At 37.9% G+C, this 18,958-nt stretch carries 16 protein-coding genes and 1 pseudogene; 10 read left to right on the top strand and 7 right to left on the bottom strand.

All coding sequences use genetic code 11. The features are described 5' to 3' along the window. Nucleotides 1–17 precede the first annotated feature (17 nt). Nucleotides 18–644, bottom strand: coding sequence for a hypothetical protein (locus IRT38_RS06065; RefSeq protein WP_194597210.1), 627 nt, complete (start codon nucleotides 642–644; stop codon nucleotides 18–20). Between the two features lie 14 nt (nucleotides 645–658). Beyond that, nucleotides 659–1,981 carry an ammonium transporter gene (locus tag IRT38_RS06060; protein WP_087539543.1) on the bottom strand — a complete coding sequence of 441 codons (1,323 nt, stop codon included), beginning with the start codon at nucleotides 1,979–1,981 and terminating at the stop codon, nucleotides 659–661. 297 nt (nucleotides 1,982–2,278) lie between these two features. Between IRT38_RS06060 and IRT38_RS06055 the strand changes: the two genes are divergently transcribed. After that, nucleotides 2,279–3,100, top strand: a complete 822-nt coding sequence (locus tag IRT38_RS06055) for an SDR family NAD(P)-dependent oxidoreductase (RefSeq protein ID WP_194597209.1) — start codon at nucleotides 2,279–2,281, stop codon at nucleotides 3,098–3,100. A 63-nt stretch (nucleotides 3,101–3,163) separates the two neighbouring features. Here IRT38_RS06055 and IRT38_RS06050 read toward each other — a convergent pair whose 3' ends face one another. The 4 genes and pseudogenes from IRT38_RS06050 to soxR form a co-directional block, all read right to left on the bottom strand. Then, a complete protein-coding gene (locus IRT38_RS06050; RefSeq protein ID WP_153569679.1) occupies nucleotides 3,164–4,618 on the bottom strand; it encodes an NAD(P)(+) transhydrogenase (Re/Si-specific) subunit beta in 1,455 nt (484 codons plus the stop codon). 3 nt (nucleotides 4,619–4,621) lie between these two features. Next, nucleotides 4,622–4,945, bottom strand: coding sequence for a proton-translocating transhydrogenase family protein (locus tag IRT38_RS06045; protein WP_004681730.1), 324 nt, complete (start codon nucleotides 4,943–4,945; stop codon nucleotides 4,622–4,624). Nucleotides 4,946–4,956: 11 nt separating this feature from the next. Further along, the gene (locus IRT38_RS06040; protein ID WP_004906659.1) at nucleotides 4,957–6,084 is read right to left on the bottom strand and encodes a Re/Si-specific NAD(P)(+) transhydrogenase subunit alpha; all 1,128 of its coding nucleotides are present in this window, start codon (nucleotides 6,082–6,084) and stop codon (nucleotides 4,957–4,959) included. A 699-nt stretch (nucleotides 6,085–6,783) separates the two neighbouring features. Next, a pseudogene (soxR, locus tag IRT38_RS06035) lies at nucleotides 6,784–7,272 on the bottom strand (redox-sensitive transcriptional activator SoxR). Between the two features lie 71 nt (nucleotides 7,273–7,343). On the opposite strand from soxR, the gene IRT38_RS06030 reads away from it, so the two are divergent. The 6 genes from IRT38_RS06030 to chrA all read left to right on the top strand — a co-directional run bounded on the left by IRT38_RS06030 (nucleotide 7,344) and on the right by chrA (nucleotide 13,827). After that, nucleotides 7,344–7,763 carry a RidA family protein gene (locus tag IRT38_RS06030; RefSeq protein ID WP_194597208.1) on the top strand — a complete coding sequence of 140 codons (420 nt, stop codon included), beginning with the start codon at nucleotides 7,344–7,346 and terminating at the stop codon, nucleotides 7,761–7,763. A 19-nt stretch (nucleotides 7,764–7,782) separates the two neighbouring features. Continuing rightward, entirely contained in the window at nucleotides 7,783–8,979 is a 1,197-nt protein-coding gene (locus IRT38_RS06025; protein WP_194597207.1) for an MFS transporter, read from the top strand. 488 nt (nucleotides 8,980–9,467) lie between these two features. Next, nucleotides 9,468–10,151, top strand: coding sequence for a hypothetical protein (locus tag IRT38_RS06020; RefSeq protein WP_194597206.1), 684 nt, complete (start codon nucleotides 9,468–9,470; stop codon nucleotides 10,149–10,151). 11 nt (nucleotides 10,152–10,162) lie between these two features. Further along, nucleotides 10,163–11,308: an XRE family transcriptional regulator gene (locus IRT38_RS06015; RefSeq protein WP_194597205.1), complete on the top strand. Its 1,146-nt coding sequence runs from the start codon at nucleotides 10,163–10,165 to the stop codon at nucleotides 11,306–11,308. 243 nt (nucleotides 11,309–11,551) lie between these two features. Continuing rightward, nucleotides 11,552–12,472 carry a chromate resistance protein ChrB domain-containing protein gene (locus IRT38_RS06010; RefSeq protein ID WP_194597204.1) on the top strand — a complete coding sequence of 307 codons (921 nt, stop codon included), beginning with the start codon at nucleotides 11,552–11,554 and terminating at the stop codon, nucleotides 12,470–12,472. Nucleotides 12,473–12,474: 2 nt separating this feature from the next. Continuing rightward, complete coding sequence (chrA, locus tag IRT38_RS06005; RefSeq protein ID WP_194597203.1) at nucleotides 12,475–13,827, top strand: chromate efflux transporter; 1,353 nt, start codon at nucleotides 12,475–12,477, stop codon at nucleotides 13,825–13,827. A gap of 196 nt (nucleotides 13,828–14,023) precedes the next feature. Here chrA and IRT38_RS06000 read toward each other — a convergent pair whose 3' ends face one another. Next, entirely contained in the window at nucleotides 14,024–14,653 is a 630-nt protein-coding gene (locus IRT38_RS06000) for a hypothetical protein (protein ID WP_194597202.1), read from the bottom strand. A 168-nt stretch (nucleotides 14,654–14,821) separates the two neighbouring features. Between IRT38_RS06000 and IRT38_RS05995 the strand changes: the two genes are divergently transcribed. The 3 genes from IRT38_RS05995 to IRT38_RS05985 form a co-directional block, all read left to right on the top strand. Then, nucleotides 14,822–16,825, top strand: coding sequence for a class I SAM-dependent DNA methyltransferase (locus IRT38_RS05995; RefSeq protein ID WP_194597201.1), 2,004 nt, complete (start codon nucleotides 14,822–14,824; stop codon nucleotides 16,823–16,825). Nucleotides 16,826–16,827: 2 nt separating this feature from the next. Further along, nucleotides 16,828–18,135: a restriction endonuclease subunit S gene (locus IRT38_RS05990; protein WP_194597200.1), complete on the top strand. Its 1,308-nt coding sequence runs from the start codon at nucleotides 16,828–16,830 to the stop codon at nucleotides 18,133–18,135. A gap of 140 nt (nucleotides 18,136–18,275) precedes the next feature. After that, nucleotides 18,276–18,958: Abi family protein (locus tag IRT38_RS05985; RefSeq protein WP_194597199.1), on the top strand; the 683-nt coding region annotated here is incomplete at its 3' end.

Below are 18,958 nucleotides of genomic sequence, written 5' to 3'. Positions count from 1 at the left end.
AGGTCGCTTTTTTATATCTATAATAACGATGCGAGATTCACTTCAGTATAATTCTGTTTGATTTCTTGCCGTATTGCAGCATAAAGCTGATCTGCTTTAATCGGACCGTAAAAATCACAATAAATCGCATATAGCACAGTTAACATATCAGCATAATGTTGCTGTGAAATTTGCTTTAATGACTCCTGCTCTGCACCCAGAAGATAAAAATATCCAGCAAGTAATCGATGCTTCTTCATGCTTTTCTGTATTTCTTCCACAAACTCTAGATAATCATCTCGTATCACACCCTTTAATACAGCCATCACGAAATCATAAAACACCTGAAAAAGCGCATTATTATTTTCATTAATTTGAATACTAGGCTGTGTGTTGGATACTTTTTTATCTTTTACTTTAAGATGTTGCTGCTTCTCTAATATTGAGATTTCGTATAGAACTTGACGCAACATTTCTTTGCGCTGCATACGCAATTCATCATTTGAACAAATTTCACTGAGAAATCGATTCAAAACAAATGATGGCTGATGCCCATATTCACGCTCCCAATAACTTAAAGCACGCTGCAAAACAGACTCAGGTAAAAACTGAGATAAGCCTTTTTCGATTGCTAATCTCTTTTGCTCAATCGTTAATTCAGCCATAAATACAGCTCCTATTAATGACGATGCGTAATATTGTCAGCATCAAAGGTTAAATCCCTTTGAAACTCTGGGTATGAAAGCTCCGCGTGCTCGGTATAATCCAGGCCTCGTTGTTCATGTTGCTGAGACACTCTCAAACCTCCAAGAACTTTGTCCAAAATCTTAAATACCAGCAATGCCAAACCAAATCCCCAAACGAACGCAGCAAAAATCCCTATGATCTGAACATACATCACATTTGCATCAAAAAGATTAGTTTCCAAAAATGCACCAGCAGCCAATGTACCCCAAGCACCACATACGCCATGAACTGCAACCGCATCTACAACATCATCCAACTGCATTTTGACAAGAAGTTGTGGCACAAAGCTAATCAATATACCTGCGCCAACACCTGTCATAATTGCGAAAATTGGCGACATCGTGGCACAACCAGCAGTGATCGCGACCAACCCCGCCAGCGAAGCATTAATGGTATTGCGTATTAATACAGCTTTAGATCGGATCAATGCCAAAATCATATAAGTTGAAGCTGCTGCACATGCTGCTAAATGTGTATTCAACGCAATACGACCAATACTGACATTTGCTGAAACAGTTGAAGCAGCATTAAAACCAAACCAAGCAAACCACAAAATAAACCCACCTAGCGCAACTAGAGGTAAATTATGTCCAGCTAAAAAATGGCTTTGTCCTTTACGCCCAAATCGCCCTAAACGAGGACCAAGGACAATAATTCCTGCAAGAGCCACCCAACCACCGATAGAATGCACAACTGTAGAACCTGCAAAATCAATAAAGCCCATGGCTTTAAGCCAACCATCTCCCCCAAACAAACCACCCCACGCCCAACTGCCAAAAACTGGATAAATCACACCACTCACAAAAATGGCACTTACTACATAGGCAACAAAATGGATACGCTCTGCCATTGCTCCACTCGCAATGGTTGTCGCTGTCGCAGCAAACATCATTTGGAAGAAAAGCAAGTTCCAGTGCCAATCATCCATCTGATCTGGCATAAAGTGGCTCAATCCAATCCATCCTGATTGATTTAAGCCAAACATTAATCCAAATCCAAACAACCAAAATACTAAGCCCCCGATACAGGTATCCATATAGTTCTTCATCAGTACATTGACTGTATTTTTACTACGCACTGACCCACTTTCGATCAATGCAAATCCTGCCTGCATGAAAAACACCAAGATCCCCCCAATAACCACCCAAACACTATCGAGTGAAATACGAATTTCTTGAATATTCGGTGCTGTTGACGCGGATACTGATGTTGAGAGAAATATTAAAAATGTAGAAATCAAAATTATATTTTTCATTAAATTCCCCTTAAAAGATCATTCAATCCAATGCAAGGAGAATGCCAAGATAAACATATATTTCTTTTTATATTTTCAAGTATTTATATTTATTCAATGTAAAAAAATAAAAACTTAGATATGCCATAGATATCTTGTAGAAATCACATTGAATATCAGTCTCTTCATTGACAAATACGTATCTCAAATAAATATGAATCACCTTACGCATAAAATTGACATGACAAATTGTCAAAATTAAAGCAATATAACAATGCTTTAAAGTTTTAGAAATATAAGTATTACTGGAGCATAGGAATGAAAATTTTAATTACAGGTGCGAATACTGGGATTGGTTTCGCTACCGCTGAACAACTTGTGAAAAATGGACAACATGTCATTTTGGCTTGTCGTAACCCTCTAAAGGCACAGGCTGCACTGAAAAAGTTACGTGCATTAGACCAAGGGCAAGTGGATTTTATTTCTTTAGATTTAAATAGCCTAGAACATACACGAAAAGCAGCGGATGAAATTTCGGATCGTTATGGTGATTTAGATGTATTAATTAATAATGCAGGATTGTTTGCTAAGACCAAACAACTCACTCAAGATGGCTTTGAACAACAATTTGGTGTGAATTATCTCGGTCACTTCCTGTTTACCCAAAAGCTTCTCCCAGTTTTAGAAAAAGCACCTAAAGCCCGCATCATCCACCTTGCTTCAATTGCACATTGGGCAGGTTCAATCAAACCTAATAAATTTCGCGCAGAAGGTTTTTACAATCCGCTGTTTTATTATGGGCAATCTAAGTTAGCGAATCTTTTATTCAGTAATGCTTTAGCTGAACGTATGGCGAATAGCACCATTACCAATAATGCTTTGCATCCAGGTGGCGTTGCATCAGACATCTATCGCGAACTACCAAAACCTGTTTATGAAGTTATGAAAATCGGCTTAGTCCCCACTTCTGTTCCAGCTAAGTTAATTACAGATATGGCGATTGCAGATCATTGGGCAAATCGTAATGGTGAATATGTCAGTGCACATATGCCAGACTGGAAATCACCACACGCAAAAAATCAACAACTCGCTCGTGAACTCTATGATCAATCCATGGATCTTGTAGAAGGTTTTCTTTAATTGATGAGAACGAAATAAAAAAGCCACCCGAGGGTGGCTTTTACAATCTTGAGCGAGGTCAGATTAGTGACCACCACCATTGATTGCTTTCGTCATATCTTCAACAACTTTCTTCGCATCACCGAAGATCATCATTGTTTTTTCATTGTAGAACAAGTCATTGTCTAAGCCAGCATAACCTGTTGCCATAGAACGTTTGATCACCATGATTGTACGAGCTTTGTGAGCTTCAAGAATCGGCATACCATAGATTGGTGAACTTGGATCATCTTTCGCTGCAGGGTTAACTACGTCGTTCGCACCGATTACAAGTACTACATCAGTTGCTGGGAAGTCTGAGTTGATCTCATCCATCTCTAAGATGTCTTCATACGCAACATCAGCTTCAGCAAGTAATACGTTCATGTGACCAGGCATACGACCAGCAACTGGGTGAATCGCAAAACGTACTGTTACGCCTTGTTCTTTTAAGATTTCACATAATTCTTTAACTGCATTCTGTGCACGACCTTGCGCCATACCATAACCAGGTACAATCACAACGCTGTCAGCATTTGACATCAAGAAACCTGCGTCATCTGCTGAACCAGAACGATAGTTACGTTGAACTTGTTCGCCTTTGTCCGCTGTAGCAACTGCTGCACCACCCATCGCACCACCAAACAATACGTTGATGATTGAACGGTTCATCGCCTTACACATGATGTAAGAAAGAATCGCACCAGAAGAACCTACAAGTGAACCAGCAACGATTAACATATTGTTTTCTAGTGTGAAACCAATACCAGCTGCAGCCCAACCAGAGAATGAGTTAAGAAGCGATACCACAACTGGCATATCACCGCCACCAACTGGCGCAATCCAAACCCAACCAAATGCAAGTGCAAGTGCTGTCATCGCCCAGAAAGCAGTCATGTTATTCGTCAAGAAGAACATAATGCCTGCCGCAAGCATTGCAGCAAAGATAAGCGCTTGAACAGGTTTAACCCATGCACCAGAAATCGTTTTTGCCCATTTCTTAGCAGCTAATTTACCGTAAGCAAATACTGATGCTGTAAATGTAATCGCACCAACGAAACAACCTACAAACAATTCAAATAAATGAACTTTGCTCATATGAGCATGCTGTACGCCAGCAGCAGTTAAAGCAGTTTCATTTTCAGCAAATAATGCTGTTAATTGATTGTTGTGTAAAATCGCAGCAATCGCAATTAATACCGCAGCCAAACCAACCAATGAGTGCATTAAAGCAACTGTTTCAGGCATTTGTGTCATCGGAACAGTTCGCGCACGAGCGATACCAACCACACCACCAAGTACCATCGCACCAACGATCATCCAAACAACTGGATGCTCTGCAACAAAGAATGTTGTCACTACAGCAATCGCCATAGCGATCATGCCGTAACGGTTACCTGCGATTGCAGTTTTAGGACCTGACAAACCACGCAAAGTTAAGATAAAAAGGACGGCACCAATCAGGTAGAACCAATCCGCATAGTCTCGAATAAATTCCATCTATTAGCCCTCTTTTTTCTTTTGCTTCGGCTTGAACATTTCAAGCATACGAGCAGTTACAGCGAAGCCACCAAAAATGTTGATACTTGCCAAGAACACAGCAATTGCACCCAAGATGCTCACAACGTTTACGCTTTGGAAAGCTACATTTGCTTCAACACCAATCACAGGCATACCCACGGTTTGGATCATTGCCCCAACGATAATGATTGAAGACAATGCGTTCGTTACCGCCATAAGTGGTGTATGTAACGCAGGTGTTACTCCCCAAACTACGTAGTAACCTACGAAGATGGCAAGGACGAAAATTGTAATCGTTTCAACCATGAGAACTCTCCTTAACCGCGCTTGAGCAGTACTTGACCGCCATGAGTCACGAGTAACGCTTTTTGGATTTCATCTTCTTGATTGATCGCAAAGTTTTTGTCTTTGTCGAATAATGTTTCAAGGAAGTTGAAAACGTTACGTGCATACAATGCAGATGCTTCTGTTGCAACTGTGCCTGGAATATTTGGGATACCCAAAATTTTCACGCCATTTTCAGTAACAACAGTCTCGCCTTCTTTAGAACCTTCAACGTTACCACCAGTTTCAACAGCCATATCTAAGATGACAGAACCTGGTTTCATTTTGGCAACAGTTTCAGCTTTGATCAGACGTGGAGCATTACGACCTGGAATCAATGCAGTCGTGATTACGATGTCAGCATTTGATACAGCTTTATCTACAATCGCAGCTTGATCTTTGATGTATTGCTCACCAGGCTGCCAACCGTATCCGCTTTTCGCAGCTTCAGCAGCACGTTGTTTTTCTTCATCGGACATTGGTACGTCTAACCATTTACCGCCTAAAGACTCAACCTGCTCTTTTGCTGTTGGACGTAAGTCTGTTGCTTCTACAACTGCACCTAAACGTTTTGCAGTCGCAATGGCTTGAAGACCTGCAACACCAACACCCATGATCACAACACGTGCAGGTTTTACGGTACCCGCAGCAGTCATTAACATTGGGAACATACGTTGATATTCAGCCGCTGCTAACAATACAGATTTATAACCTGCCAAGTTTGCTTGTGAAGAAAGTACATCCATGTTTTGTGCACGTGAAAGTGTACGTGGAAGTAACTCTAATGCAAAAGCAGACACTTGCTGAGTAGCAAACTGGTCTAATTCTGGATTGCGGTAAGGGTCAAACATTGCTACTACAGTAGTGTTAGCCGCAAGCTTTTGAATCTCGTCACCTTTCGGAGCACGTACTTTCAAAATAATTTGGCTACCTGTATATGCATCGTCCGTAATGGTTGCGCCAACTTGTTCATAAGCACTGTCAATATACGCAGCTTTAACACCAGCACCACGTTCAATGACAACGCTATGACCTGCGTTAATCAACTTCTTTACTGTCTCAGGTGTAGCAGCTACACGACTTTCACCGACGACAGTTTCGGTTGGGATTCCGATCTGCATGAGCGTTCCTCAAGCTAGTTTTTCTTAAGTAAACATCGCTGATAGCAATGTTTCCCCCAGGAGTATTCTTTATAGAATTTTGGATTCTAATGGAAGTTTTTTAAAATTCCACCCAATATTTATTTAATAAATACCTATATTTTGAACTGATGATTCATATTTGCATTTAAACCTTGTATGCTCAGCACGTTTGTCTTCCCGTTAAGCAATGATTCAAATTTATACAAACAAAATAATTCGATTTGATTATTATCAATACAGCTCAATTCTTGCCTAAGCTTTTATTGATATAAAAGCCTGTATAGCGATATCTCATAAATAAACTAAAATCCGCTCTCACTATCTCTGATACATAAATATCACAGCTCATCTCTGAATGATTCGATTTGCTTATGTACGTATCAATTGATTAGGTCAATTTGCATCTTAATCATGCATTTAATTATAAGGATTGGCTTCTTTAAAAGTTTTACTGGTTTTAAATGCGACTTTTCTATCAATTTATCTGATAACAACAGCTTATTTCGCTTTCACTTGATTCATTTTTCTTAAGATTGGGTTGATCTCACTATGCAAAAAAAGATTGGAAAACTAAAAAAGAAATGTAAAAAGTTTAAATGGCATTTTCTCAAGTGATATTTATGGGAGATTGTCTTACTAAAAGCACCATATTGCACAATTTTAGTGCAAAAATAGACATTATGTTGAATTATCAATGTCATCTTGATTCATCAAAAACAAAATTTTTTGAAAATGTGCTCCCATTGCTTCTTCAGCAAGACAATCGTCAGGGTTTCGTAAAGGACATTGTTCCAGAGATAAGCACCCACATCCAATACATTGATCTAACTGCTGTCGCAATTGGAGTAACATCATAATTTGTTGATCCAGTTGTCCTTGCCACTGTTGAGACATGATTTGCCAATCTTTTTTTGTCGCACTGCGATGTTTAGGTAAAGTTTCGAAGGTTTGCTTGATTTGTTGTAATGATATTCCAACTTACTGCGCTGTTTTAATAATAGCAATACGTCTCAGCATTGCCCTTTGATAACGACGCTGATTACCTGTCGTTCGTATCCCCCAAATTAATTCTTTTTCCTCATAAAAGCGAATGGCTGGAACACCTACACCGCTTCGTTTTGCAAGCTCACCTATCGTTAGCCAACTTGGAGATTGTTGTTTTTTCAAAATCTGCTTGACCTCTAGTTAACTTGAGCTTTGATACTAACATTTTTAGAATTTCTACGAACGGTTTAGTCATGAAAGATTCAGATTCTCTCGCATTCAAACTCATTAATCCAAATGGGCTGTATGATCCTAGCCTAAATGGATATAGTCACATTCCTGTCGTTCAGCCTAATATGAAGATCATTCATATCTCAGGGCAAGGCGGAGAAAATAATAAAGGTGAACTTTCACAGAATTTTGACCAACAGGTACAACAAGTCTTTTATAATATTCAAACAGCACTCAATTCAGTACAAGCACAGCTCAAAGATATTGCTGTTTTGCGCGTGTTAATTGTCAATCACAATGCTGAAAAACTACATTTGCTCACACAGACTATCCAACACTTTTGGAGAAATGCTGCATTTCCTGCATGTACGCTCATTCCCGTGCCTTGTTTAGCGTTGGAAGGTATGCAAATTGAAATCGAAGCAACTGCATATACTGTGTAAACCAGTTTAAGAGAACATTATGCCTAACACTCAAGATATTAGTGAAAATAAAGCCTTACTCTGGTTTATGGCGGCTGCATGCGGTCTATGTGCCGGTGCAAACTATTACAGTCAACCACTCATCCACTCCATACAGCAGTATTTCTCTGTTAGTCAAAGCCAAGCTGCTCTTACAGTTACCTTTGCGCAAGTTTCTTATGCTTTCGGTTTACTTTTTATTGTCCCTATGGGCGATGTGGTGAATAAAACCAAATTTATTCCACTCTTAATGAGCTTATGTGCAGCGGGATTGTTTATCAGTGCATTCTCTGTGAACTTACCGATGCTTTGGGTCGGTACCATTATGGCTGGATTATTTTCTGTAGCAGCACAAGTATTGATACCGTTGGCAACGATGACTGTTCAACCTGAGAAAACAGGTGAAGTTGTAGGTTTTTTAATGAGTGGACTACTGGTCGGTATTCTTTTGTCGACTAGCCTAGCTGGCTTATTCTCAAACTTGTTTCACTGGAAGGTAATTTATATCGTCAGTGGAATTTTGATGCTGTTTCTTGCCTTTGCACTTAAAAGCCGTCTGCCATACGTCATGAAGATGAAACTGAATTATGGGCAAGTATTTGTTTCAATGGGGCAACTATTAAAACAAGAAAAACGTTTAGTGCTGAGAGCACTGACAGGTGGTTTTGCTTTTGCAGCAGTGAGTATTTTGTACTCAACGATTGCTTTACTACTTAGCTCTGCGCATCAATTACCTGATTTATTTATTGGTATGGTGACTTTAGTTGGTATTTTTGGTGCTTTATCAACCCAATATATTGGTAAATATGCGGATCAGGGATTTACCAATCAACTCACTTGGATGGGTTGTGGTTTGTTTATCTTAAGTTGGATATTTTTTTATTTTGGTCAGCTCTATTTATTTAGCTATATCTTGGGTTTTACACTGATTCAGTTGGCGCTTGCATTGGTCCACACAAGCAATCAAAGCATAATCTTTCGCTTACGCCCTGATGCAAAATCACGTATTAATGCCATTTATATGACTGCTTATTTTACCGGTGGCGCGTGCGGTTCTGCTTTAGGAATTTTTGCATGGAACCATGGTGGTTGGACGATGACTTGCTTTGCAGGTATTGGCTTAGTTCTGGCATGTATGATCTTTAGCTTATTAGATTTACTACTCACTCGAAAAAACACTGCAATGCATCAACTTTAGATAAACCAATATTTAGATTTCTCAAGGATGAGGATGATTGGTGAATTTTTCCTAAAACTCGTATAATGCTGCCCTTTCTTTTCTTGTCCACATCCGAGAATATTTTATGCAACCACTTGAATCATTAAAGCCACGTATTTCCGTTGCCCCAATGATGGATTGGAGAAAAATATTTAAAATATAAATTAAAATCAATAATATATTAAAGTAAGAAAAGTTTGAGGTGTAAAATTGGTGTAGAAACTTATTAATAGTAATTAAAAAAATAGTCTTTTGTTAAAAAAACCTCGTAAAATGTTAACAACTCATGAATTATCCACAATTCTACCTAAATCCTACGAATATACCTACCAATCGATATTATTGTTTCTTATAAATCTTGAAACAATTTAATTTCTATTTTTTTAACCAAAAACTATGAATATTTCTATTTTTTTCACCTAAAAATATGTATGCTGAATAAATGATAAGCTAATAGAGCCAATTTTATGCAGCCATTATACCTAACAATTGATGATCCACTTGATGCCCAAAATAGATTAAAAGAAGTTTTTGATTTTGACTCGAAGGTTTTACTTGGAGTCATAGAAGATGGTTTTACAGCACGTAATGAGACAACAAGTAATCACCCTAAAATTTATGGTGGCTATAGGCATTTTGCTGAAGGAACCGCTTTTTTAAGAGAACGACTATTAACCAAAGGTTATTCAAAATACACCCAAGGGAACTCTGAATGGGTTCGTAATGAGAAACGAGGGATTTTAATTAGCTTTATGGCGGGAAATACATGTGTTGGATTAAAGGGACAAACTCCTTCAAATACAGAATCCCTAAAGATTGGAAAGGTTGCTAGAAATAGAAATCCCAAAGGAAGTATGTTTGCTAAAATTGCGAATGCTCAATTACATGGTGACATGTTAACTGAACAAGCAGTTGTAGACACTTGGTGCTGGGTTTTGATGTACTACATTGATTATAAAAACAAAATAATTAGAAGCGAGCTATCATGCCCCTCAAAACTCACAGACAATGGTAAATTCTTTGCTGAGTACCATGAAAGAATTATTTTAAAAGAAATTAGTTTCGATCCTGAGTCTGAATTTGATAGTATTCTTTCCCCTGTCCCAACTCCCCCGTCGATTGATTTTGAAATCAGACGCAAAAATGCTTAAGAGGCAATATTATGTTCAATATGGGTCGTTTCGATCTCGCTCGTCAACGTCGTGGTTTGACCAAGAGAGATTTGGCTCATCAATTAAACGTAACTGATAGAACTGTTTCAAACTGGTATAACAACCAAGAAATTGATGAAAGAATTTTAGAAAAAGCAGCTGAGATTCTCGATTTTCCTCTCAGCTTCTTTTATGGAAATGACGTAGAAAAAATTCATGTCGAATCTGTTAGTTTTAGAGCACTATCTAAAATGACAGCTAAAAAAAGAGATATGGCAATCAGCCAAACTATCTTAGCTGAAATGATCAGTGACTGGATTGATCAGAACTTTGAGTTGCCACTTCCCAATGTACCTGATTTACATGAATTAAGAAGCGACTTTTCTACGGATACAATTGAATCATTAGACGAAGCTAATGAGGATGAGGGTAATTATTATCTTGAATACTCTTATCCTGAAGCATGTGCCGATACAGTAAGAAAAGCTTGGGGACTAGGAGAACAGCCTATTCCCAATTTAATTGCACTTTTAGAGTCTAAAGGTATTCGAGTTTTTTCTCTTACAGATGAAGCTCAAGATGTTGATGCGTGCTGTAGATGGACAAGTGGCCGCCCATTTATTTTTCTAAATACATCCAGAACAGCTGAAAGATGTCGATTCGACTTAGCCCATGAACTAGGTCATTTAGTTATGCACAAACATGGAATAATTGAAGGTATCCACGTAGAACAAGAAGCAAATGCTTTTGCTTCCGCCTTTTTAATGCCACGTAGAAGCCTGCTAGCAGATCCGCTAAGAATCCCATCATTAAAAAGTATCCTGTCCAAAAAAGAGATATGGCAAGTTTCTGCTGCTGCCTTAACGTATCGTTATAGTAAATTAGGTATTATTACTGATTGGAATGCCACAAGTATTTATAAACAATTAGCGCAACGAGGACGAAATAATGAACCTAATCCAATCGCCCATGAGTCTTCTCTTTTACTCGATAAGGTCTTTCAAGTTTTAGCTCAGGAAAAATTTGATCTATCGAAGTTAACAAATGATCTATGTCTGCACCTAGACGAGGTTAACAATCTTACCTTTAATCTGGTAAATAAATATCAAAATTTAGAAGCACTACGACGCCGAAGCCAGTTAACAATTTTGGACTAATATTTCATGTAAAAGAGAACGTTAAAAGTTCTCTTTTTTTTAAAGAGTACTTTTTCAAAACTCTCACATTTAAGCAATTTATGCCTCTTTAACACTTACATTATCAAATCATCTTGTGCCCTATAGAAACTTCAGTTTTACATTCATCTTAATATCTATTCTGATATAAGAAATCATTTCTTCATATTTGTACCACAATAAAAATAAAAGTAATATACTAAACAAATAAGTTGAGTATATAACATGAAAATATCTTTACTCATATCCTCACTGCCTACGCAGAACACAACCACTCGAATGAGAGTCTGGCGATCTCTCAAAGCAAGTGGTGCAGCAATTCTAAGAGATGGGGTCTACTTACTCCCTATTTCGCATAGTGAAAAGTTTGACCCTATTGCTAATGATGTTATTTCAGAGCAAGGATCTGCTTATATATTTCATGCTGAGCAACCCTTAAATATTGAACTTGCTCCTTTTTTCAGTCGCAAAGAAGAATACGACACTCTCTATAAACAACTCTCTGAGTTAAGAGATCGACAGACTAAAGATGAAAAAAAAGAGCTACTCAAGCAAGTTCGTAAATTAAGAAAAAGTATCGATGCGCTTGTAGAAATTGACTTCTACCCCGATGAGACTCAGGCACAGGTTTTGAATGAGCTATCTTCATTAGAACTTTCAATTGCACGTCTTGGTGAAGTGAATGAGCCTCAAGCGATACAAGCACATATTCAACTTCTAGAAAAAGCTAGTTATCAAAATAGAACTTGGGCAACACGTAAAAGACCTTGGATTGATCGTCTAGCCTCTGCATGGTTAATCAAAACATTTATTGATACCTCACCAACATTCATTTGGTTAGAAACACCGAGTGACTGCCCAGAAGAAGCATTAGGATTCGATTTTGATGGTGCAACTTTCAGCCACATCAATCATTGGGTGACCTTCGAGGTTCTTTTACATAGTTTTAATTTAGAAACACCCGCATTAAAGAAAATCGCTGAAATTGTTCATTACCTTGATGTAGGAGGGATTGAGCCTCCAGAAGCGATCGGTATTGAAAAAGTTATTCAAGGAATTCGAAGTCAGATAAGTGATGATGACCAATTATTTGCATTATCGAATCACATTTTCGATGGCTTATATGCCAACCTATCAAGAGAATAATCATGGAACAAGAACTTGTTATACAACCAGAACAAGAGGTACTGTCAGTTTCATTTTGGCAAGCATTCCTATTCTGGTTGAAATTGGGGTTTATTAGTTTTGGTGGGCCAGCAGGACAAATTGCGGTCATGCACCAAGAACTCGTTGAACAAAAACGTTGGATTTCAGAAAAACGTTTTTTACATGCTCTTAACTACTGCATGTTACTGCCTGGGCCAGAAGCACAACAATTAGCAACTTATATTGGTTGGTTGATGCATCGAACCATTGGTGGATTAGTTGCAGGAATCCTATTTGTTTTACCATCTTTATTTATCCTGATAGGTCTTTCATGGGTCTATGTGAGATTTGGTGATGTTCCTATTATTGCAGGTCTTTTCTATGGGATTAAACCTGCTGTTGTTGCTATCGTTTTTCATGCGACATATCGGATTGGTAGCCGATCATTGAAAAATAAGTTTTTATGGGCAATCGCTGCGCTTGCATTTATCTCTATATTTTTCTTTAACTTGCCATTCCCGTTAATCGTTCTAACGGCTGCGATCATTGGATATTTAGCAAGTAAAAAATATCCAAACGTTTTTACAGGCGGAGGTTCACACCAACAAGGTAAAAAAGATTATGGTCCCGCATTCATCGATGATGATACACCTACCCCAAAACATGCAATATTTAGTTGGAAACATTTAGCTAAGATACTTTTGATTGGAGCAATACTATGGCTTGCACCAATTATCAGTTTGATTTCAACGCTTGGTTGGGATCATGCTTATACTCAAATGGCTTGGTTCTTTACTAAAGCTGCATTGCTCACATTCGGTGGTGCTTATGCAGTATTACCTTATGTTTATCAAGGTGCTGTTAATTTTTACGGGTGGTTGAGTCCAGTACAAATGATCGATGGATTAGCCCTTGGAGAAAGCACCCCAGGTCCTCTGATTATGGTTGTTGCGTTTGTAGGATTCTTAGGTGGCTTTAATCATGCTCTGTTAGGCAATGAGCATCTGTTCTTAGCGGGTGCGCTGGGTGCTATGATTGTGACTTGGTTTACTTTCCTGTTTTCTTTCATTTTTATTCTAGCTGGCGCACCAGTGATTGAATCAACCCATAATGAATTAAAATTTACTGCACCTTTGACGGCAATCACTGCCGCTGTTGTTGGTGTAATTTTGAATCTTGCACTTTTCTTCAGTTACCACGTTTTGTGGCCAAATGGATTCGACCATCCATTCAACTATGAAGCAATGGTTATTGCGATAGCAGCATTTATTGCCTTATTTCAATTTGAAGTCAAAGTCATGTATGTCATTTTTGCTTCAGCATTCTGTGGCTTAATTTTGTATATTGGTACATAAATTTTTAGCTTTAATAAAAAAAGGCTATTTGCATTTTAGGGTGGGGTTTTTATAAATCTCACCTTATTTTTAACTTAACAAACTCTAATTTTGCAATCTAAGGTTGAAACTACTTGAGCTAATCATTTTTAAAATTTGCATTATAAGGTTGAAAGTGAATTTAGCTTTTTAATAATCCTTTTAGTTGACTCAAATATTAATTTGCTTTTTGTTGAGCATCTTCTTCTGATAAATTCAAATCAGATTGTATCTTAATGATGCTTTGTTCAAACTTGCTCAATTCCAAATCACTCAATCGTTGCTCATCTTTGTACATATCTATAGTTGCTCGACACAAATGAATGAAGTGTTCTGTTGTTTTGTGCTGATAATTACAACAAGCATGAATGATATTTTTGAGTCGTCTGTGGCGTAGCTCAATATTGATTGGTTTATAAGTTGGATGACTTGCGCTAAAAAATAGTGCCTTATCTATGGCATCACCACTATACCAACCTTTATCCAAATTTTCTTGTGCTGCTTGAATGTAAATTTCTGCTACTCGCTTCCTGTCAGCCAAAATGTATTTCTCAATTTCAGCTTGGTCAGTTAAAAGCTCAATTGGTTCAAACTGAACTTTAGTGCCGTATCTGTTTTGGGTAGATTGATCATTTACTCGCAGAAAAATGGTTGCACCTATTTCTATATCTGATAGCACGGCATTTTTGACAAGTTGGGCTTGATAATTTTTTACACTACCGATCAGTTCAGCTTGAATATACTTTGTTCCAATTTTTAAGATACGAAACTGTCCAAATGCTGTCATTTTTTCTTGCTTATTTGGCATCTCACACCTAGCCTAATGATTATCCTGTGATAAATTTTAACATTAAGTGTTTATTCTAAAATAAAAAATTAGTCAGATTTGAAACTTTTAAATATTGCATTTCAAGGTTGAAAAATCTACGTTAATTGCATAATATTTAACTATTGCAAAATAAGGTTGAAAAACAAAATGGCTTCTGCACCAAACAATACCGAATCTACACTGGCAAGTTTTATTTGGAACAATGCGAATGATCTTTGGGGTGATTTTCCGCATACAGAGTTCGGTAAAATCATTTTGCCCTTTACGGTATTAAGACGTTTGGAATGTGTACTTGAACCAACTAAAGATGCTGTTCTCAATACTTATGAGCAATTTAAAGATCAAGGGATGGCGCTTGACGATATTCTTACTAACGTAAGCGGCAATCCGTTCTATAACAAATCGACTTATAACCTTTCCAATTTAGGCGGTACAAAAACTAAAGCCAACCTTGAAGATTACATTTCTAATTTTTCTGAAAACGTGCGTGTAATCTTTGAACAGTTTGATTTCAATACAACAATTAATAAGCTTTCTAAAGCGAATTTACTGCTACGCATTTGCAATAATTTCGCTGCCATCGACTTACATCCGAATGTTGTTCCTGACCGAACCATGAGCAATGTCTATGAACATTTAATCGCTAGATTTGGTGCGGAAGTCGGTACGGGGTCAGAGGACTTTATGACCCCGCGTGATATTGTGCATTTGGCAGCGACTTTATTGCTTGAGCCTGATAATGAGCTGTTTGAACAAAAGAATGGTTTAATCCGTACCATTTATGATCAAACGTGCGGTACATCGGGCTTTTTAACTGACATGATGAACTATGTAGACGGTTTTAAGGACCGCTATAAAATTGCCCCTGTACTTGTACCCCATGGACAGGAATTGCAGCCTGAAACTCATGCGGTCGCATTGGGTTCAATGTTGCTCAAAAAACTGGATTCTGATCCAAGCCGTGATTTATCACAAAATATTAAATTGGGCAGTACCCTCAGTAATGACTTATTTGCTGGGCAGCGTTTCCATTATCAATGTTCTAACCCGCCTTTCGGTATGTCATGGGCGAAAGATGCCAGTGCGGTTCAATTAGAGCATAAAGAAAAAGGCTTAAATGGGCGTTTTGGTGCGGGCTTGCCTAAAGCCAGTGACGGCTCAATGCTTTTTTTACAAAATCTAATTTCCAAACTAGAACTGCCTGAAAATGGTGGTGGTCGTGGTGCAATTGTACTTTCAGGTTCGCCACTCTTTAACGGTGGTGCAGGGTCAGGTGAATCTGAAATCAGACGCTTCATTTTAGAAAATGATTATCTCGAAGCAATTGTGGCATTGCCGACTGATATTTTCTTCCGTACAGGTATTGGTACATATATTTGGCTGATTTCAAACCGTAAACCTGAACAGCGTAAAGGCAAAGTACAACTGATTGATGCTACAGGCATGGGTTCATCTATGCGCAAGAATGAGGGCAACAAGCGCAAGTTTATTGACCAAGATTCGATTGACGAAATTAGCCGTATTTATGCAGATTTTGAAGAAAGTTCGGTCAGTAAAATCTTTGACTATACCGATTTTGGCTATCGCCGAGTAAAAGTCTTGCGCCCTCTACGCATTGATCTTCAATTTGATGCGGAAAAACTTGAACTATTTAAAGAATCAAAAGAATTTGGCAAGTTATCCGACAGCGACCAAAATGCGGTATCGGCTTATATTGAACAGCAGTTTGGTGACAGCAAAGACTATGCTTGGTTTGAAGATTCATTCCTGAAAAATCTCCCCATCAGCAAAGTCAGTAAGGGTTTAAAGAATGCTTTGATCGCTGCGTTTGGGGTACAAAATCCTGATGCCGAAGCCGTTGAAATTAATGGTGAAGTGCAAATGGACAGTGAACTTACCGATTACGAGAACATCCCGCTAAATCAAGATATTGCTGCTTATATGGCAAAAGAGGTACTTCCTCATGCGCCTGATGCAGTAATTGATACAAGTTATACCGATGACAAAGACGGTCAAGTTGGTGTTGTGGGTTATGAAATTAACTTTAACCGTTATTTTTATGTGTTTGAACAGCCACGCCACCCGAATGAAATTATGGCTGAAATTAAAGAGCTGTCTGCCGAAGTTGCACAGTTGCTTGGGGAGGTTTAAAAATGGAATTTAAACAATACCCAAGCTATAAAAATAGCGGTGTGGAATGGTTGGGGGATGTACCTGAGCATTGGCAAATTGTTAGAACTAAAGATATTTTTAATCATCGAAAAGAAGAAGCACTTGAAGATGATGAAATTGTGACTGCATTTAGGGATGGTCAGGTAACACTACGAAAAAATAGACGTACTGATGGTTTCACAAATTCCATTAAAGAACATGGTTATCAACACATCAATAGTGGTGATTTAGTCATTCACGAAATGGATGCTTTTGCAGGTGCTATTGGGGTTTCTGATTCAAGCGGTAAATCTACACCTGTTTATTCAGTTTGCTATGCAAAAAATGAAAATATTAATCATCATTTTTATTCTCATTTTTTTAGAACAATGGCAAAAACAGGCTTTATAAATAGTTTGGCTAAAGGAATTCGTGTCCGTTCTACTGAGTTTAGATGGAATGAATCAAGAAATGTGTATTTAGCCTTACCACCACAAATAGACCAACAAAAAATTGTTTCATTCCTCAACACCGAAACCACCCGAATTGACAACCTCATTGCCAAGCAAGAAAAGTTAATCGAGCTTTTGGAAGAACAGCGTAAATCAATAATTTCTCATGCGGTGACCAAAGGCTTAGACCCAAATGTACCGATGAAAGACAGTGGTGTGGAATGGTTGGGGAATGTACCTGAGCATTGGAACATTTCAAAATTAAGATACTATCTTGATGGAATTAAAGATGGAACTCATGGCACTCATGTTTCAACTACTGAGGGGGAATTACTACTAAGTGGCAAAAATATTAAAAATGGAAAATTAGTAATAAATGATAATGAAAGAAAAATAAGTCTTGAAGATCATCAAAAAATTACGGCAAATGGCTTTCCTAAAAAGGGGGATTTACTAATAAATGTAGTAGGTACGATAGGACAAAGTTGTATTTACGAACTCGATACACCTATCAGTTTTCAAAGAAGTGTATGTTTTCTTAGAGCCAACAATAAATTAGAGCCTAATTTTTTACAAAGAATATTGGAATCAAACTTATCACAAAATCAACTCAAAATACTTACTAATAAATCAACCATTGGTGGTGTTTATATGGGGGATTTAGTTGAATTGATTATTCCTGTAGTCCCTATTAAAGAGCAAAACAAAATTACAGATTACTTGGATAAAGAGATACAACAAATAGTTAATTGCATAGATAAGCAAAAACTACTAATCGAAAAACTCAAAGAATATCGAGCATCTGTCATTTCTCATGCTGTTACAGGGAAAATTGATATTCGGGAGTTAGTGGCATGAATTTTACAATAAATTGTAAATCTCACTTTACTTTAGTAAAGCAATATCGCATTATTCTTTCCAACATACCTGCCATGCCTATGTTCAAGTTCGCTTGTTCATGCACAAATCGGCAGGTTTTTTTTGCCTGAGAAAAGACGATGGTTCAATTCACTAAACAGGCAAAAAGCAATCAAGAACACCTCCAAACATGGCAAGACCGTGGCTTGATCATTCCCGATCTTGCACGGGCAGACCGCTATTTAAGCTTTATTGGCTACTATCGTTTATCGGCTTATACCATTCCTTTTCAGATAGTGAATAATATTTATTTGTCACCTAATGAGAATGTTAATTTTCCTAAAAGTCAAATTCCCTTTATTTATTTACCTCTTACAGTCCACATTATTCCTCATAAATACAAAGTAGATACTTCATTTGATGATGTACTCAACCTATATATCTTTGATCGGGAGTTACGGCTCTTGGTCATGGATGCAATTGAACGCATTGAAGTGGCAATACGGGCGCAAATTTGCAATGTGTTGTGTCATCTTTCCAATGATGCTTTTTGGTACACCGATGAACAGCATTTTAGCCATAACTATACCCACATGCGTTTGCTTGCCAGTATTGAACGGCAATTACTGGATGAAAAAAAACGCTTAGAGAGTGATGAAAAAGCCATTGATCAACGTAAATCTGTATCGCAAGCTGATAAAGATGCTTTGAAAGACAAAGTGCGTAAAGAAAACTTCTTACGCCACTATTTATCTAAATATGACAGCCCGAAATTACCGCCTTCGTGGATGATGATTGAAATGCTGACTTGGGGCGAACTCTA

Source organism: Acinetobacter sp. SK-43 (assembly GCF_015351505.1).
Taxonomy (GTDB): domain Bacteria; phylum Pseudomonadota; class Gammaproteobacteria; order Pseudomonadales; family Moraxellaceae; genus Acinetobacter; species Acinetobacter junii.
Note: the sequence above shows the minus strand (reverse complement) of the source record. Positions and strands in the feature narration are given on the sequence as shown.

Bases quoted from the DNA above. Each gene is read 5' to 3' on its own strand.
- IRT38_RS06065 (WP_194597210.1), bottom strand. From the start codon at position 644: ATGGCTGAATTAACGATTGAGCAAAAGAGATTAGCAATCGAAAAAGGC.
- IRT38_RS06060 (WP_087539543.1), bottom strand. From the start codon at position 1,981: ATGAAAAATATAATTTTGATTTCTACATTTTTAATATTTCTCTCAACA.
- IRT38_RS06055 (WP_194597209.1), top strand. From the start codon at position 2,279: ATGAAAATTTTAATTACAGGTGCGAATACTGGGATTGGTTTCGCTACC.
- IRT38_RS06050 (WP_153569679.1), bottom strand. From the start codon at position 4,618: ATGGAATTTATTCGAGACTATGCGGATTGGTTCTACCTGATTGGTGCC.
- IRT38_RS06045 (WP_004681730.1), bottom strand. From the start codon at position 4,945: ATGGTTGAAACGATTACAATTTTCGTCCTTGCCATCTTCGTAGGTTAC.
- IRT38_RS06040 (WP_004906659.1), bottom strand. From the start codon at position 6,084: ATGCAGATCGGAATCCCAACCGAAACTGTCGTCGGTGAAAGTCGTGTA.
- IRT38_RS06030 (WP_194597208.1), top strand. From the start codon at position 7,344: ATGAAAGATTCAGATTCTCTCGCATTCAAACTCATTAATCCAAATGGG.
- IRT38_RS06025 (WP_194597207.1), top strand. From the start codon at position 7,783: ATGCCTAACACTCAAGATATTAGTGAAAATAAAGCCTTACTCTGGTTT.
- IRT38_RS06020 (WP_194597206.1), top strand. From the start codon at position 9,468: ATGCAGCCATTATACCTAACAATTGATGATCCACTTGATGCCCAAAAT.
- IRT38_RS06015 (WP_194597205.1), top strand. From the start codon at position 10,163: ATGTTCAATATGGGTCGTTTCGATCTCGCTCGTCAACGTCGTGGTTTG.
- IRT38_RS06010 (WP_194597204.1), top strand. From the start codon at position 11,552: ATGAAAATATCTTTACTCATATCCTCACTGCCTACGCAGAACACAACC.
- chrA (WP_194597203.1), top strand. From the start codon at position 12,475: ATGGAACAAGAACTTGTTATACAACCAGAACAAGAGGTACTGTCAGTT.
- IRT38_RS06000 (WP_194597202.1), bottom strand. From the start codon at position 14,653: ATGCCAAATAAGCAAGAAAAAATGACAGCATTTGGACAGTTTCGTATC.
- IRT38_RS05995 (WP_194597201.1), top strand. From the start codon at position 14,822: ATGGCTTCTGCACCAAACAATACCGAATCTACACTGGCAAGTTTTATT.
- IRT38_RS05990 (WP_194597200.1), top strand. From the start codon at position 16,828: ATGGAATTTAAACAATACCCAAGCTATAAAAATAGCGGTGTGGAATGG.